Annotated in this window: 9 protein-coding genes; 3 read left to right on the top strand and 6 right to left on the bottom strand. The window is 62.0% G+C overall.

The window, feature by feature from the left end:
• The first annotated feature begins 226 nt into the window (after window positions 1–226).
• Both ACA066_RS25885 and ACA066_RS25880 read left to right on the top strand, forming a co-directional pair.
• Window positions 227–1,336, top strand: coding sequence for a DUF3182 family protein (locus ACA066_RS25885; RefSeq protein WP_497697167.1), 1,110 nt, complete (start codon window positions 227–229; stop codon window positions 1,334–1,336).
• On the top strand, window positions 1,326–2,084 hold the full coding sequence (locus ACA066_RS25880; RefSeq protein WP_497697166.1) for an alpha/beta hydrolase family protein: 759 nt from the start codon (window positions 1,326–1,328) through the stop codon (window positions 2,082–2,084). The genes ACA066_RS25885 and ACA066_RS25880 overlap by 11 nt, the downstream gene beginning before the upstream one ends.
• A 128-nt stretch (window positions 2,085–2,212) precedes the next feature.
• On the opposite strand, the gene ACA066_RS25875 is transcribed toward ACA066_RS25880, so the two are convergent.
• The 5 genes from ACA066_RS25875 to ACA066_RS25855 all read right to left on the bottom strand — a co-directional run bounded on the left by ACA066_RS25875 (window position 2,213) and on the right by ACA066_RS25855 (window position 7,639).
• Window positions 2,213–3,214, bottom strand: coding sequence for a lysylphosphatidylglycerol synthase domain-containing protein (locus ACA066_RS25875; protein ID WP_497697165.1), 1,002 nt, complete (start codon window positions 3,212–3,214; stop codon window positions 2,213–2,215).
• Window positions 3,201–4,496 (bottom strand): cardiolipin synthase ClsB, encoded by a 1,296-nt coding sequence (gene clsB, locus ACA066_RS25870; RefSeq protein ID WP_497697164.1) that lies wholly within the window; start codon window positions 4,494–4,496, stop codon window positions 3,201–3,203. Before clsB ends, ACA066_RS25875 begins: the two co-directional genes overlap by 14 nt.
• Window positions 4,493–5,290, bottom strand: coding sequence for an endonuclease/exonuclease/phosphatase family protein (locus tag ACA066_RS25865; RefSeq protein WP_497697163.1), 798 nt, complete (start codon window positions 5,288–5,290; stop codon window positions 4,493–4,495). The genes clsB and ACA066_RS25865 overlap by 4 nt, the downstream gene beginning before the upstream one ends.
• Window positions 5,287–6,213 (bottom strand): DUF72 domain-containing protein, encoded by a 927-nt coding sequence (locus tag ACA066_RS25860; protein ID WP_497697162.1) that lies wholly within the window; start codon window positions 6,211–6,213, stop codon window positions 5,287–5,289. The genes ACA066_RS25865 and ACA066_RS25860 overlap by 4 nt, the downstream gene beginning before the upstream one ends.
• A 214-nt stretch (window positions 6,214–6,427) precedes the next feature.
• Window positions 6,428–7,639 carry an MFS transporter gene (locus tag ACA066_RS25855; protein ID WP_497697161.1) on the bottom strand — a complete coding sequence of 404 codons (1,212 nt, stop codon included), beginning with the start codon at window positions 7,637–7,639 and terminating at the stop codon, window positions 6,428–6,430.
• Between the two features lie 390 nt (window positions 7,640–8,029).
• Between ACA066_RS25855 and ACA066_RS25850 the strand changes: the two genes are divergently transcribed.
• Window positions 8,030–10,147, top strand: coding sequence for a mechanosensitive ion channel family protein (locus ACA066_RS25850; RefSeq protein WP_497697160.1), 2,118 nt, complete (start codon window positions 8,030–8,032; stop codon window positions 10,145–10,147).
• Between the two features lie 95 nt (window positions 10,148–10,242).
• Here ACA066_RS25850 and ACA066_RS25845 read toward each other — a convergent pair whose 3' ends face one another.
• Window positions 10,243–14,580 (bottom strand): Lhr family helicase, encoded by a 4,338-nt coding sequence (locus tag ACA066_RS25845; RefSeq protein WP_497697159.1) that lies wholly within the window; start codon window positions 14,578–14,580, stop codon window positions 10,243–10,245.
• Window positions 14,581–14,606: the final 26 nt, after the last annotated feature.

Genomic DNA, 14,606 nt, shown 5'->3' with positions numbered 1-14,606 from the left:
ACACACCGCCATCGCGAGCAGGCTCGCTCCCACAGTGGGTCTATGCATGGCTTGGGTCGTGCAAAATGCGGGAACTGAAACAGGTGTCGTGCAGAATGAGACAGGCTCAGTGCTATCACCGTTTCGGCAACTGGTTGAATTGCTGAACCTTTCACTCCAGTCCCGCTTGGCCTGATCTCTGCACCCCTACAACTACATTCATCTAGCGCCGATTGAAGGGGGACGCATGACCCCAACAAACCGCAAGAAACTGGTAGTCGCCCATTCGGTGCGCCCCGACGCGCCACAACATGAAGTCGAAACCAATCGCGCGCTGGCCCGTTGGCTGGCGCATATCCTCGGGCTCAAATTCGGTGGCAGTTATGACCCCGAACTGCACAGCGGTCGTGACCTTTATCTGTTGCCCACCCAAACCCTGGTCGGTGCCGCTGCCGCGCGACAGCTCGGAGTCAGCGGACCGGAGGATTTGTGGGGTGGCTACGTCGAGCATGATTTCATCTGCACCAAAGCCATCAGCCACGGCCTGCGCAACAAAAATGCTCATGCTCCGCAAGGTTGGTCGCCGTTGTTTTCCGAGCGGGTGCGCAATGTGGTGCTTGATGGCCTCAGCGTGTTTTCCCTCGACGATGCGCGTCCTGCAGCGGAACACTTGCTCTACAGCGGCCCCATTCGCTTGAAGCCGATTCATGCCTGTGCCGGGCGGGGTCAGGAGGTAATCAAAAGCCTTGATCAGTTCGACGCAATCCTTGCCAGACCCGATGCCCCAACGCTGTTCACCGAAGGCGTGGTGCTGGAACAGGACCTGACCGACGTGGTGACCCACAGCGTCGGCCAAAGCTTCATCGGCGACAGAGTACTGAGCTACTGCGGTGATCAATACTTGACCAAAGACGGTCAGGGCGAGCAGGTTTATGGAGGGTCCAACCTGCTCGTGGTGCAGGGTGGCTACGACGATCTGCTCGGGCTGGATCTTCCCGATGAGGTGCGATTGGCGATCCGGCAAGCGCAGGTGTTCGACAACGCCGCGGACGAGGCCTATCCCGGTTTCTACGCGTCGCGGCGCAACTACGACATTGCGCAAGGCCTGGACACGAACGGCCTGCAACGCAGTGGCGTGCTCGAACAGTCCTGGCGCATGGGCGGCGCGAGCAGCGCGGAAGTGGCGGCGTTGCAGAGTTTTGTCAATCACCCGGGCATGCGCGCCATCCGCGTGTCTTCGGTGGAAACCTACCTCGATCAGGCGCTGCCGGCGGACGCCATCGAGGTGTACCGCGGGCCGGCGCAAAACAGTGAATTTCTTCTCAAGTACGTAACGGTCCAATCCTATGACGGCTAGAAGCGAAACCATTCAGATCGACATCGACGATGAACAGATGATCGGGACTTTTCTCAGCCCCAAGTCGAAAGTCCCCGGCGTGCTGTTCGTGCACGGCTGGGGTGGCAGCCAGGAGCGCGACCTTGAGCGGGCCAAAGGCATCGCCGGTCTCGGCTGCGTGTGCCTCACGTTCGACTTGCGCGGGCACACCGGCGGCACCGGCATTGCGCTGACGCGGGTCACGCGAGAAGACAACCTGCGCGATCTGCTGGCGGCTTACGACCGATTGCTCGCGCATCCGGCACTCGATACTTCGGCGATTGCCGTGGTCGGCACCAGTTATGGCGGTTACCTGGCGTCGATCCTGACTTCATTGCGTCCGGTACGCTGGCTGGCGCTGCGGGTGCCGGCGCTGTATCGCGATGAGCAATGGCACACGCCCAAGCGCGATCTGGACAAGATGGATTTGCGTGATTACCGCGCCACACTGGTTCGCGCTGACAGCAATCGCGCGTTGCACGCCTGTTCGCAATTTACCGGGGATGTGCTGTTGGTGGAGTCTGAGTCCGACGACTACGTGCCACACGCGACGATCATGAGCTACCGCGCCGCGTGCCAGCAGACGCATTCGCTGACGCACCGGATTATCGACGGCGCCGATCACGCATTGAGCGAGCCGGTTTCGCAGCAGGCGTACACCTCGATTCTGGTGGACTGGATTACCGAGATGGTGGTGGGTGAGCGGTTGAGCATTATTCAATCCAAGTAAGTGGTGCTCTTACGGACGCCTTCGCGGGCAAGCCTTGCTTCTACAGGTTGGGTGTGTATCCCGATTTCGTGATCGACACCCAACCTGGAGCAAGGCTTGCCCGCGAAGGCGTCCTCGCAATCACCAAATCACTTGGGCTTTTTTGCAATCCGCAGCGACTTGGCCTTGGCCTCGACGATCAGATACATCACCAACGTAATCAGCAACGGCAAGATGAAATAAATCGCCCGATACGCCAGCAACCCCGCCACCAGGCTCCCCCGCGAAACCTCATGCTGCAGCAATGCCACAAACACCGCTTCCAGCACCCCGAGCCCCGCCGGAATGTGGGTGATGACCCCGGCGATGGCGCTGATCAGCAACACCCCGAGCACCAACGGATAATCCAGCTTGCTGGGCAGCAAGGTGAAAATTACCGCCGCCATCAGCGACCAGTTCAGTGCGCCGAGGCACAGTTGCAGGATCGCCATGCGCAAGGAAGGCAGGTTGATTTCCACGCCACGAATGGTCCACTCGCGCCGCGTGGAAAACCGGCACGCCGCCAGATAACCCGCGCTCACCAGCAATAACAAAATCCCCACACCTTGCAACGCGCCAGTGCTGAGTTTCCATCCGGGCGGCATGCGCACCAGGCCGCTGCTGAACACCGCGCCGGCAATCACCATGTAGCCGAACCAGTTCGTCGCCAGGCTCAGGCCGAGGATTTTCGCGATGTTGCTTTTGCTCACGCCGAGCCGCGAATACAGGCGATAACGCATGGCGATGCCGCCGACCCAGGCGCTGAGGTTGAGGTTGAAGGCGTAGCTGATGATGCCCACCGGCAGGATCTGCTTCCAGGTCAGGTCCTGACGAATGTAGGTGCGGCCGATCAGGTCGAAGCAGGCGTACACCAGAAAACTCACCAGCGTCAGCCCGGAGGCAATGATCAGCGTGCGCACCTTGAAGTCGGCAAGGTTGTCGAACACCTCGCTCCATTCGATGCGCTGGGCCAGCATCGTGAACAGCACGATCAGCGCCAGGAAAAACAGCATCGTCAGCGGTTTCTTCCAGCGACTCCAGCGTGTTTTTTTTATCGAGGCGGGTGTCGGGCTGTCGGCGTGAGGCGCCGAGTGCGCTTCAACGCGGTTCATGATGGTCGCCTCCGTCGAGGTGGGTAAAGGGTTTCAGGCGCGGCTTGTGTGCCGGCAGCCAGCCGGCCCACGCCGGGAAATGCCGCAGGAAGTGAAACACCAGAAAACCGACGGTCATGTGCCAGACCCGTCCGCGCGGGGATTTGTCCGCGCACATGGCTTTGCAATGGTTGTTGCTCAGCGTTTCGAGGCGTTCGAACAAATCGCGGTTGAAGGCGCGATCGCGGATCAGCACGTTGGCCTCCAGATTCATCGACAGGCTCAGCGGGTCGAGGTTGCTCGAACCGACGGTGCTCCAGTCCTCGTCCACCAGCGCGACTTTGCCGTGCAGCGGGCGCTCGCAATACTCGTGAATCTGCACGCCGGCCTTGAGCAAGTAGTCATAGGTCATGCGCGCCGCCAGTTTGGCCACCCTCATGTCCGGCTGACCTTGCAGAATCAGCCGCACATCGACACCACGGCGAGCGGCGTCGCGAATCTCGCGCAGCAGGCGATAGCCCGGGAAGAAGTAGGCGTTGGCGATGACTACGCGGCGCTGGGCACTGCGCAGCACCTGTCGATAAACCTCTTCGATATCGGTCTGGTGATCGCCGTTGTCGCGGTACACCAAACGAACCTGACCATCGTGGTCGCTGAAGGCCAGCTCCGAACGCCGCTGCCGCCTTCGTTGCCACCAGTATTTGGCCCGCGCCGGGCGGCCGCTTTGCAGCAGGGCGAAGTGATGAATGTCGGCCACCGCCGGGCCTTGCACTTCAACCGAGTAATCCTGCTTGGCCTCGGGGCCGAAGTCGGCCAGATGGTCGGCGGAAAAGTTGATCCCGCCGATGAACGCAATCGTGCCGTCGACCACCACAATCTTGCGGTGCAGGCGCCGGAACCAGTTGGTGCGAAAGCCCAGATGTTTCGGCGCCGGGTCAAATATCTGAATGCGCACGCCGGCCTCGCTCAATGCGGTGAGATAGCCGGTGGTCAGCTCGCCGCAGCCAAAACCGTCGAGGCTGGCGGCGACCCGCACGCCGCGTTGCGCTGCCTCGATCAGCACTTGCTGCAGCTCGTTGCCAACCTTGTCCTCGAACACGATGAAGGTTTCCAGGAGGATCTCAGTCTTGGCCTGGCGCATGGCCTCGAACACCCGCGGAAAATAGGCTTCGCCGTTTTCCAGCAGTTCCACCAGGTTGTTGCCCTGCCAGCCGTATTGGACGTCGACCACGCCGGGCTCACGGATCGACGGGTGGGTGGCCAGGTGTTCCACGGTGGTTTTTTCCATCGGTGCGCTGCTCATAGCTCGATCTCCACCGATAGCGGTGCGTGGTCGGAAAGGTGTGACCAGGGCCGCGCCGCCAGGACTTGCGGACGGCTGGCCTTGAGGTTGCGCACGTAGATGCGGTCCAGGCGCAAGGCCGGCAAGCGCGCCGGAAAACTGCGCGCCGGTTTGCCGTGTAGTTCGGCGAACACCTCGCGCAAACCACAGGGCTTGAGCAGCGCATCGGCGCGCTGGCGCCAGTCGTTGAAGTCGCCGGCGACAATCACCGGGGTATCGGTCGGCAACTCTTCGAGACGCTGGGCCAGCAGCTTCAGCTGTTCGTTGCGATGGGTTTCGCGCAGCCCCAGATGGACGCAGATGGCGTGCACTTCCGGGCCGTCGCCGGGCAGGCGCAGTACACAATGCAGAATGCCGCGGTTCTCGTGTCCGCTGATGGACACGTCGAGGTTGTCGTGGCGAATGATCTGGAATTTCGACAGCAGCGCATTGCCGTGATCGCCCGCCGGGTACACCGCGTTGCGCCCGTAGGCGAATTGCGGCCATAGCGTGTCGGCGAGAAACTCGTACTGCGGCATCGTCGGCCAGTTGCTGTAGCGCCGGGGATGATGTTCGTGGGTGCCGTGGACTTCCTGTAAAAACACCACGTCGGCGGACACGCTGCGCACCGCTTCACGCAGTTCCGGCAGGATGAAACGCCGGTTGAGCGCGGTAAAACCCTTGTGCGTGTTGACCGTCAGCACGGTGAAGCGGCGCACGGCGGCCATGGCTGGCGGTTGATCATCGGTGGCACTGAACGGCTCGGGCCCATTCATGGCAGCACCCCTTCGGCAGCAGGCTCGCCGGGGGCGGTGGCGAGATTCTTGTCGAGATGAAAATGTTCGAGCAAGCGGCGGGCATCGAAGGGCGCGCGGACCTTGATGTCATTGTCGAAATAGCAAAACACTTCCCGGGATTTGCGCGCCTTGGGCTTTTGCCGTGGTGCGATCAGTTGCGGGTCCGAGGGTTGCCGGCCGTGGTTCCAGGCGTCGATCCGCTCGCCCCAGCGTTCCAGTGCTTCGGGGGTGTAACCACTGGCATAGAGTTCTTCGGCGCCGTGCAGACGCAGGTAGACGAAGTCGCTGGTGATGTCTTCGCGATACGGCCATTTACCGGCCGTGTCAGCGATGACCAAGGCGACGTTGTGGCGTTTGAGCAGGCGGACAAACGCCGGGTCGACGAAGGTGTCGTTTCTGATCTCGACGGCGTGACGCAGCGGCTTTTTCTTGTACGCCTTCATGCTGGCGTGACCGTTCACGTGCGAATCATGCTGGCGGGCGAGGGTGGCGGCCTGTTCGGTGTCGCGGGGTAATTGCTCGAGAAAGTGTTCGAACAGCTCGGCGTCGAATTTGAAGCTGGGCGGGAATTGCCAGAGGACGGGGCCGAGTTTTTCCTTGAGTTCCAGTACCCCTGAGGCAAAGAAATTCGCCAAGGGTTTATGGACATCTCGCAGGCGTTTGATGTGGGTGATGAACCGCGGGGCTTTGATGCTGAAGACGAAGTCTGCCGGGGTTTCGTCGTACCACTCGGCATAACGTTCGGGCCGTTGCAGGGCGTAAAACGATCCATTGATTTCGATGCTGTTGACCGCCCGTGACGCGAACTGCAATTCGCGCTTCTGGGTCAGCCCCTTCGGGTAGAAATCCCCCCGCCAGGGTGTGTAGCGCCAGCCTGAAATGCCAATGTGAATCGCCGCCATGTCGCCTCCCGTCGGATGGTCCCCGGATTGCCCCGTCTTTTGATGACTGCGGGGCAAGCGAGAAAGTTTCGACGGGACTACGGACGGTTAACGCTCGAAAGAACACCACGGATCAATTGTGGGAGCGAGCCTGCTCGCGAATGCGATACCACATTCAACATTGATGTGACTGACAGATCGCTATCGCGAGCAGGCTCGCTCCCACAGGGGGTGATCAGTGGCTGGCGACGACGCGGGTCGAGCCTTCCGCCGGCTCGGCGTACCCCGGGCCGAGACGATCCAGACGACCGCTCCACGCAGTCAGCGCCAGCGCCACCAGCACCACCAGGCCACCGATCCACGCGGTGTGGATCAGGCCCATGTGCGCGACGATCAAACCACCACCCCACGCGCCACCGGCAATGCCGAGGTTGAACGCGGCGATGTTCAGCCCAGAGGCCACGTCCACCGCCTGCGGCGTGTGATGTTCGGCCTGACGCACCACATACACCTGCAAGCCCGGCACGTTGCCGAATGCAACCGCACCCCAGACCAGCACGGTGGCCAGCGCCAGCCATGGGTTGCCAGCGGTGAACGTCAGCACGAACAGCACGGCGGCGAGCAGGGCGAAGATGATTTTCAGGGCGCTGATCGGGCCGCGTTTGTCGGCCAGTTTACCGCCCCAGATGTTGCCGACCGCCACCGAGATGCCATAGACCAGCAACACCAGGCTGACGGTGCTGGCGCTGAAACCGGAGATGTCCTGAAGAATCGGGGCCAGGAACGTAAACGCGATGAACGAACCACCGTAACCGACCGCCGTCATCGCATACACCAGAAGCAGACGCGGTTGCTTGAGCACCTGCAGTTGCTGCAACAGCGAAGCCGGTTTGCTGTGGGCAATGTTTTTCGGCACGTAAAGCAGGCTGCCGATGAAGGCGATCACACCCAGTGCAGAAACGGCGAGGAAGGTTTCACGCCAGCCGAAATGCTGACCGATAAACGTCCCCAGCGGCACGCCGGTGACCAGCGCGACCGTCAGGCCGGTAAACATGATCGCGATCGCGCTGGCGGCTTTTTCCTTCGGCACCAGGCTGGTGGCGATGGTCGAACCGATCGAGAAAAACACCCCGTGGGCCAGGCCGGTGACAATTCGCGCAATGATCAGCGATTCGTAGCTCGGCGCTTTCCAGGCCAGCAGGTTGCCGAGGGTGAACAGCACCATCAGCGACAACAGCAGCAGTTTGCGCGGGACTTTGCCGGTGAGGGCGGTCAGCACCGGGGCGCCGATGGCAACGCCCAGGGCGTAGAGACTGACCAGCAGGCCGGCGGACGGCAGGCTGACGCCGAGGTCGGCGCCTATCGTGGGTAACAGGCCAACGATGACGAACTCAGTCGTCCCGATGGCAAAGGCGCTGAGGGTCAGCGCGAGCAAGGCAATGGGCATGGCTGCAACTCCGGTGGATTGATTGATGGAGCGCAGTGTCCGGGTTTGGGTTGTGCGGAAAAATAGTGGGGTGGGCATTTGATATTTGCTCTGTGCGCAAAGATCGTGCTGCTGGTGATGAACCCTGTGGCGAGGGGGCTTGTCGGACCGCCGCATCGCCCCGTTCGACTGCGAAGCAGTCGCAAAGCCATACAACGCGGTGTATCTGGAATTTCGGTTTGCAGGTTTTTGGGGGCGCTGCGCACCCCAACGGGGGCAAGCCCCCTCGCCACAGGGTTGGTGTTTTCCCTCACAGGGACCGGGGCAGGCTGTTATCTCACGGCCAAAACCGAACTTGTCGGGCATTTACCAATCAGTTCCTTACAGACCCTTTTCAAGGAGCTCCCCGTTTTGCTCAAGTTCAAGACCGCGATATTACTGGGGGCGTTGCTGTTTTTAGGCGGCAACGAGCTGGAAGCCGCCACACTGCCGGGACTTCCCGCCGCAGCCGAGGAACCGGCAAAACCTGAACCGCTGGTCCAGGGCGGTCTGCTCGGGGCGATCAGTCCCAGCATCGACGACGTTCAGGACAAGCTCGACCTCAACGAAAATCTGGTAGACGCCTGGCGCCTGCGGGCGGATCGGGCGGCGGATGAAGTCGACAAACTGGTGAATCAGCCGTCCTCTCGATCACCGATGAGCGTGGTCGGCGATTTCCTGTTGTTGTCCGGCGTCTGGCTCGGTGTGTTCGCCTTGCTCACGGTGCTCGGTGCACTGCTGGACAAGCGCTTGAGTGAAGGGCGGTTTTTTCGAAAACGGCAGCGCAGCCAGGACCTGCTCGGCTACCTGTTGCCGTACACGATTCCCGCGTTGATCTGCCTGCCGCTGACGTTATACGTCAGCCATTTTCTGCCGAACTCGGTGGGCCGGGCGCTGGCCCTGTGCTTTGCCTACGCCACCAGCAGCGGCATTTTCTCCACCTCGATGTTCTTGTGCGTGATCGTCATGTTCAACACCGGCCACAAGCGCCGGGCGGTGCAGATCATTCGTGATTACTGCCCCAAACCGCTGTTTCTGATCGGCTTCCTTGCGGCGCTCAGCGACGCCTTGACCAGCCCGCAGATCGCCCGGCAACTGGGCGGCAACATCACCAGCAGCATCGCCGTGTTTACCGGCCTGTTTGCTTCAATCATCTTTGGATTACTGGTGATCCGCCTGAGGCGTCCGGTGGCGCATTTGATCCGCAACCGGGCGCTGGCGCAGCGCTTGAAACAGCCTTCATTGCAGGAATCCCTGCGGATCTTTTCCGGGCTCTGGTACTGGCCGATTCTGCTGATGGTGATGGTCTCGGCGATCAACCTGATCGGCGTCGGCGAGGACAATCAGAAAGCCCTGCGCTGTGCGTTGTTCACCACCATTCTGCTGATCGCCACGGTGTTCCTCAGCACGATTTTCCAGCACCTGTTCAAATCCGGAAAAGCCCAAGCGATCCAGCGCAGCAGTGCCTACAAGGAGCGCTTTCTCAGCTTGCTGCATGCGTTGCTGCGGATTGTCATGGCTGTTGTGTTCATCGAAATTCTCGGGCGGATCTGGGGCGTCTCGCTGTTCGAGTTCGCCGAGCGTAACTCGGTGGGCCGGGCGATCAGTGAGTCGCTGAGCAGCATGGGCCTGATCTTTCTGGTGACCTGGTTGCTGTGGGTGGTGCTCGATACAGCGATTCAGGAAGCGCTGAAACCGCCGATCAATAAACGCACGACACAGCCCAGTACGCGGGTAAAAACGATTCTTCCGCTGCTGCGCAACGCGATCAAAATCATCCTCGTGGTGATCTGCGCAATCACCACCATGGCGAACCTCGGGATCAACGTGGCACCGCTATTGGCGGGTGCCGGGGTGGTCGGTCTGGCCATCGGTTTCGGCTCGCAGCAACTGGTGCAGGATGTGATCACCGGCCTGTTCATCATCATTGAAGACACGCTGTCGATTGGCGATTGGGTGGTGCTCGATTCCGGGCATACCGGCACCGTCGAAGGCCTGACCATCCGCACCTTGCGCCTGCGCGACGGCAAGGGCTTTGTGCACTCGGTGCCGTTCGGGCAGATCAAGGCCGTGACAAACCAGTCGCGGCAATTCGCCTATGCGTTTTTTTCGGTGCAGTTCACCTACGACACCGATGTGGACAAAGCCATCGAGCTGATCCGCGAGGCGGGGGAGTCGATCCGTGAGGACGCGTTTCTCAAGTACAACCTGCAAGGGCCGCTGGACGTGTTTGGCGTCGACAAAATGGACCTCAACGGCGTGGTGCTGACGGCGCAGTTCCGTACGGTATCGGGTGGGCAGTATGCGGTGAGCCGGGCGTTTAACCAGCGTCTGAAGAAGCTTGTGGATAACAGCCCGTGGGTACATTTTGCGCAGACTTATCCACAGCAGGTTTTGATGCCCCGGCATGCGGTTGCTGAGCAGGAGAATGACGGGGCGGCGCCAGAGAGCTCACCGGTGTTGCTGCCGGATCAGCCGCGTACTTTGTAATAATCATCCCTGTAGGAGCAAGGCTTGCCCGCGAAGGACGCGCCGCGGTGTACCAAGACGACCGCGTTATCGTTCTTCGCGGGCAAGCCTCGCTCCTACAGGGGATTACGGTGGGTGAGCTTGATGCGTACATCACTCGTCGATTGCTGATCCAGCTCCAACCAGAAAACCTGCTTCCCGGCGATCTCGGCAGCCGCTGGAAGACCATCGCGATACACCAGTCGATTACTCGCCAACGCCGGAACTTTCGCGCCGGGTAACAGCGTGCCCGCCAGGTTCAGCGGATCGACCCCGCACACCGCGATCAAACTCCCGTCATGCGCCCGCCGCCGCACTTCCCGCAGCAACGGAATCGCCTCGGGCAAGGCAAACTGCTCACCGGCCAAACCACTGACGAACCGCCCACCGCGAATCTCGCCGCGCGCCTCCAGCCGATGGAACGTGCGCAGCAATTCGCGCCAGCTCGGCAACCAGTCCGCTTCGCGTTCCAGCAGGCGCCAGAACACCACGCCGTAGCGGCGCAGCAAGGTCATGGCGATGTGTTCCAGGGTCTCGTTCGGCGTCGGTGCCGGACGTTTGTTATCCACCACCGGCGTAGGCGTTCCGCGTCTTAGCAACGCCCAGCGCCCGGCATCGTCCATGCCGCCGATAAACGCCCCGCGTCCGCGTCCGCGTCCGCGTCGGCTGCTGCGGGCCTGGCGTTTACTCGCCGGCGTAATCAGCGCCCGCAAACCGGCAAAGCTGTCGGCGTTCACCAGCCCGGCGCCGACCAGTTCCTGCAAGGCGATTTCCAGCTCCGAGCGCAGCAGATGAGCCTCGTGAATCAGCTCATCGAAAAACAGCGCGCCGTGCTGACTGAGGGCTTCGTAAACCTTTTGCGTTTTCGGCGACAGTTCGCTGACGGGTGTCTGCTCGGCCAGACTGCTCCATAACCCGAACTGACTGCGCGGCAGCAGCACAATGGGCGTGCTGCGCAACGCGGTGCTGGCGCTTTTGCTGCGTGCGGTCAGGCGCGTCCAGACCAGTTTGCCGCTGCGGCACAGGTCATCCAGCCAACCTGCCGAATAACCTTTGATCCGCGCCGGCAGAATGTCGCTGTCCCAAGCGGAAGCAGCGGCGGCGTAGCCTTCGAATTGCCCGACAATCGCTGGCAACACGGCGCTGCCCTGGCCCTGGGTCGCCGTAGAAAGATGCTGCCAGTCGAACAGAAAACGCATGAAATCCTGCAGCGCTACGGGTTCGATTTCCCGCCGCAGGCGCTTGACCGTGTAGCGATGGATTCGCGCCAGCAGATGCCGTTCGCACCATTCCTGCTGATCGGCGCCGGGGGTGAATTGCCCGCGCAGTACATATCCTTCGCGTTCCAGTTGCGCCAGCGCCTGGGTGATTTTTATCGAAGGTAATCCCAGCGGTTCGGCAATCGCGCTCAGTGGCAACGGACCAAAAGCGCTGAGCCGTGCGCGGATGACTTCCAGCACCGCCTCGTCCGGCTCCCAGACCTCATCGAACCCCGGCAGCGCCTCCAGTGGTGGGAACAATTTCGCCTGTGGATAAATCGCCCGCAGGCACGTCAGTCGTTCAAGCGCCAGCCACAGTGATCGCTCGGTATCGACCTGCAAGCGACTGGTGCGCCCGCCCTCGGCAAGGGCTTTCAGCCAATCGAGCCACTGCGGATGGGCCTGCGCCTCGGCATCGCTGACGCACGCCAGACTCATCAGTGCCTCATGCATTTCATCAAGGCTGGTCGGCGCCGGCCAGGCCTCATCGCGCACCGCTTGAATCGCCTCGGCATCCAGCGCGCCGAGGTCGTCGGTGGACTGCGGATCGGTCCAGCGCCGGTTGAGCACGGCTTGGGTGCGGCGCTCTTCCAGCGGCGCGTCGTCAAGAAAGGTGTAAGGCCGGGCGCTGAGAATTTCTGCCGCCAGTGGCGAGGGCGCCGGCAGGTCGCGGCTGATCAGGCGAACGTCACCGCTTTCCATGCGCCGCAACAAGGCCAGCCAGCCTTCGCAGTCCATGGCTTCGTGCAGGCAATCGTCGAGGGTCTGTTCCACCAGCGGATGCTCGGGAATCTCGCGCTCGCCGGCGAGGTTTTCCACGCAGGCGATCTGGTCGGGGAACACGCTGGCGATCAGGTCTTCGCTTTTCATCCGCTGAATCTGCGGCGCGACTTTGCGCCCGCCGGTGTAACGCGGCAGCGCCAGCGCGACCCCGGCGTTCCAGCGCCAGCGCACGCCGAACAGCGGCGCATCGAGTACTGCTTGAATCAGCAGGTGCTCGGCGCTGTTGCTGTGCAGGTAGCGCCAGACATCATCGAGCTCGAAACTGTGGCTGGTGGACAACGACAGGACGATCGCGTCTTCGCTGGCGGCGGCCTGCAATTCGAAATTGAAGGTGCGGCAGAATCGCTTGCGCAAGGCCAGGCCCCAGGCGCGGTTGATACGGCTGCCGAACGGCGTGTGGATGATCAGTTGCGTGCCGCCGGACTCGTCGAAAAAACGCTCCATCAGCAGCGTATCCTGTGACGGCAGGGCGCCCAGTGTCAGGCGTGCGCGGGCGAGGTAATCCACCAGCTGTTCGGCGCTGTCGAGGTTCAGGCCGAGGGTGTCGGTCAGCCAGTCGAGGGCGGGCTGCAAGTTGCCGGGCGTGGCGCCGAGCAGCGCATCGAGTTGCGCTTGCAGGCGCGCCACGGCAAAGGACAATTCCGCGCTGCGCCCCGGCGCTTCACCGAGCCAGAATGGAATGGTCGGCGGCTGCCCGTGAGCATCCTCGACCCGGACCTTGCCGGTGTCGACCCGCAGGATTCGGTACGACGTATTGCCCAACTGAAAGATATCGCCGGCGATGCTTTCCACGGCGAAGTCTTCGTTGACGCTGCCGATGTTCAGCCCTTGCGGTTCCAGCAGCACGCTGTAGTCGGCGTTGTCCGGAATGGTGCCGCCGCTGGTCACGGCGGTCAGTTTGCTGCCGCGGCGACCACGCATCGTGCGAGTCACGGCGTCGCGGTGCAGGTAGGCGCTGCGGATGCCCTGGCGACCGTTGTAGCCTTCGGCGAGCATCTGCAGCAGCGCCTGATAATGTTTTTCGTCGAGTTCGGCGTAGGGTGAGGCTTTGCGGAATACCTCCAGCAGCGCTTGCTCCTGCCATTCCTGGCAACTGACCTCGGCGATGATCTGCTGGGCCAGCACGTCCAGCGGCGCTTGAGGAATCTGCAAAGTATCGAGTTCGCCCCGGCGCACGCAGTCGAGCAGGGCGGTGCATTCGATCAGATCGTCGCGGGTGGTGGCGAATAACCGGCCCTTCGGCGTGCCGCCGACCTGGTGGCCGGAGCGACCAACCCGTTGCAGAAACCCGGCAATCGAGCGCGGCGAGGCGATCTGACAAACCAGATCGACATCGCCGATGTCGATCCCCAATTCCAGCGACGCCGTGGCGATCAACACTTGCAGGTCGCCACGCTTGAGCCGCTGTTCGGCGTCGAGGCGGAACTCCTTGGCCAGGCTGCCATGGTGGGCGGCAACCGCTTCCTTGCCGAGTCGCTCGCTCAAATGCCGGCTCAAACGTTCGGCCAAGCGTCGGGTGTTGACGAAAATCAGCGTGGTCCGGTGTTCGCGGGCGAGGACGGCGAGGCGGTCGTAGACCAGTTCCCAGACATCATTGGCCATGACGGCGGACAACGGCACTGGCGGTACTTCGATGCCCAGATCCCGCGGACGGGCGTGGCCGATGTCGATGATCTCGCACTCGCGATCACGTCCCACCAAAAACCGCGAGACGGCTTCGATCGGTTTTTGCGTGGCGGACAGGCCGATGCGCATCAACGGTGCTGCGCACAACGCCTGCAAACGTTCCAGGCTCAGGGCCAGATGGCTGCCGCGTTTGCTGGTGGCGATGGCGTGGATTTCGTCGACGATGACTGTGCGCGTGGTGCTGAGCATTTGCCGACCGGAGTCGGAGCCGAGCAGCACGTAAAGGGATTCCGGGGTGGTGACCAGAATGTGTGGCGCGGTTTTGCGCATCGCCGAGCGGTCTTTTTGCGGCGTATCGCCGGTGCGCACGGCGGTAGTGATCTGCAGTTCGGGCAAGCCCATCACGCGTAACTGTTCAGTGATCCCGGCCAGCGGGTTTTGCAGGTTGATCTGGATGTCGTTGGACAAGGCCTTGAGCGGCGAGACATAGACCACCAGCGTTTCGTCGGGCAAACCGCCTGCGGTTTCCAGCCCGCGGTGAACCAGGTCGTCGATAACGGCGAGAAACGCGGTGAGGGTTTTGCCGGAGCCGGTGGGCGCGGCGATCAGGGTCGAACGGTGCTGGCGGATCAGCGGCCACGCCCGGACCTGGGCGGCGGTGGCCGTCGGGAAGGTACTGCTGAACCAGGCGCTGACGGCGGGGTGGAAGCCTGCCAGGGCGCTGTCCGTCGGGATTGGCAGATTCATGCAGCAGTTTATGCGGGCGGGGGGCT

The organism is Pseudomonas sp. LBUM1651, assembly GCF_059716135.1.
The sequence above is the reverse complement of the archived record's forward strand: the minus strand, read 5'-3'. Positions and strand labels throughout refer to the sequence as shown.

Bases quoted from the DNA above. Each gene is read 5' to 3' on its own strand.
- ACA066_RS25845 (WP_497697159.1), bottom strand. From the start codon at position 14,580: ATGAATCTGCCAATCCCGACGGACAGCGCCCTGGCAGGCTTCCACCCC.
- ACA066_RS25875 (WP_497697165.1), bottom strand. From the start codon at position 3,214: ATGAACCGCGTTGAAGCGCACTCGGCGCCTCACGCCGACAGCCCGACA.
- ACA066_RS25865 (WP_497697163.1), bottom strand. From the start codon at position 5,290: ATGAATGGGCCCGAGCCGTTCAGTGCCACCGATGATCAACCGCCAGCC.
- ACA066_RS25860 (WP_497697162.1), bottom strand. From the start codon at position 6,213: ATGGCGGCGATTCACATTGGCATTTCAGGCTGGCGCTACACACCCTGG.
- ACA066_RS25885 (WP_497697167.1), top strand. From the start codon at position 227: ATGACCCCAACAAACCGCAAGAAACTGGTAGTCGCCCATTCGGTGCGC.
- ACA066_RS25855 (WP_497697161.1), bottom strand. From the start codon at position 7,639: ATGCCCATTGCCTTGCTCGCGCTGACCCTCAGCGCCTTTGCCATCGGG.
- clsB (WP_497697164.1), bottom strand. From the start codon at position 4,496: ATGAGCAGCGCACCGATGGAAAAAACCACCGTGGAACACCTGGCCACC.
- ACA066_RS25880 (WP_497697166.1), top strand. From the start codon at position 1,326: ATGACGGCTAGAAGCGAAACCATTCAGATCGACATCGACGATGAACAG.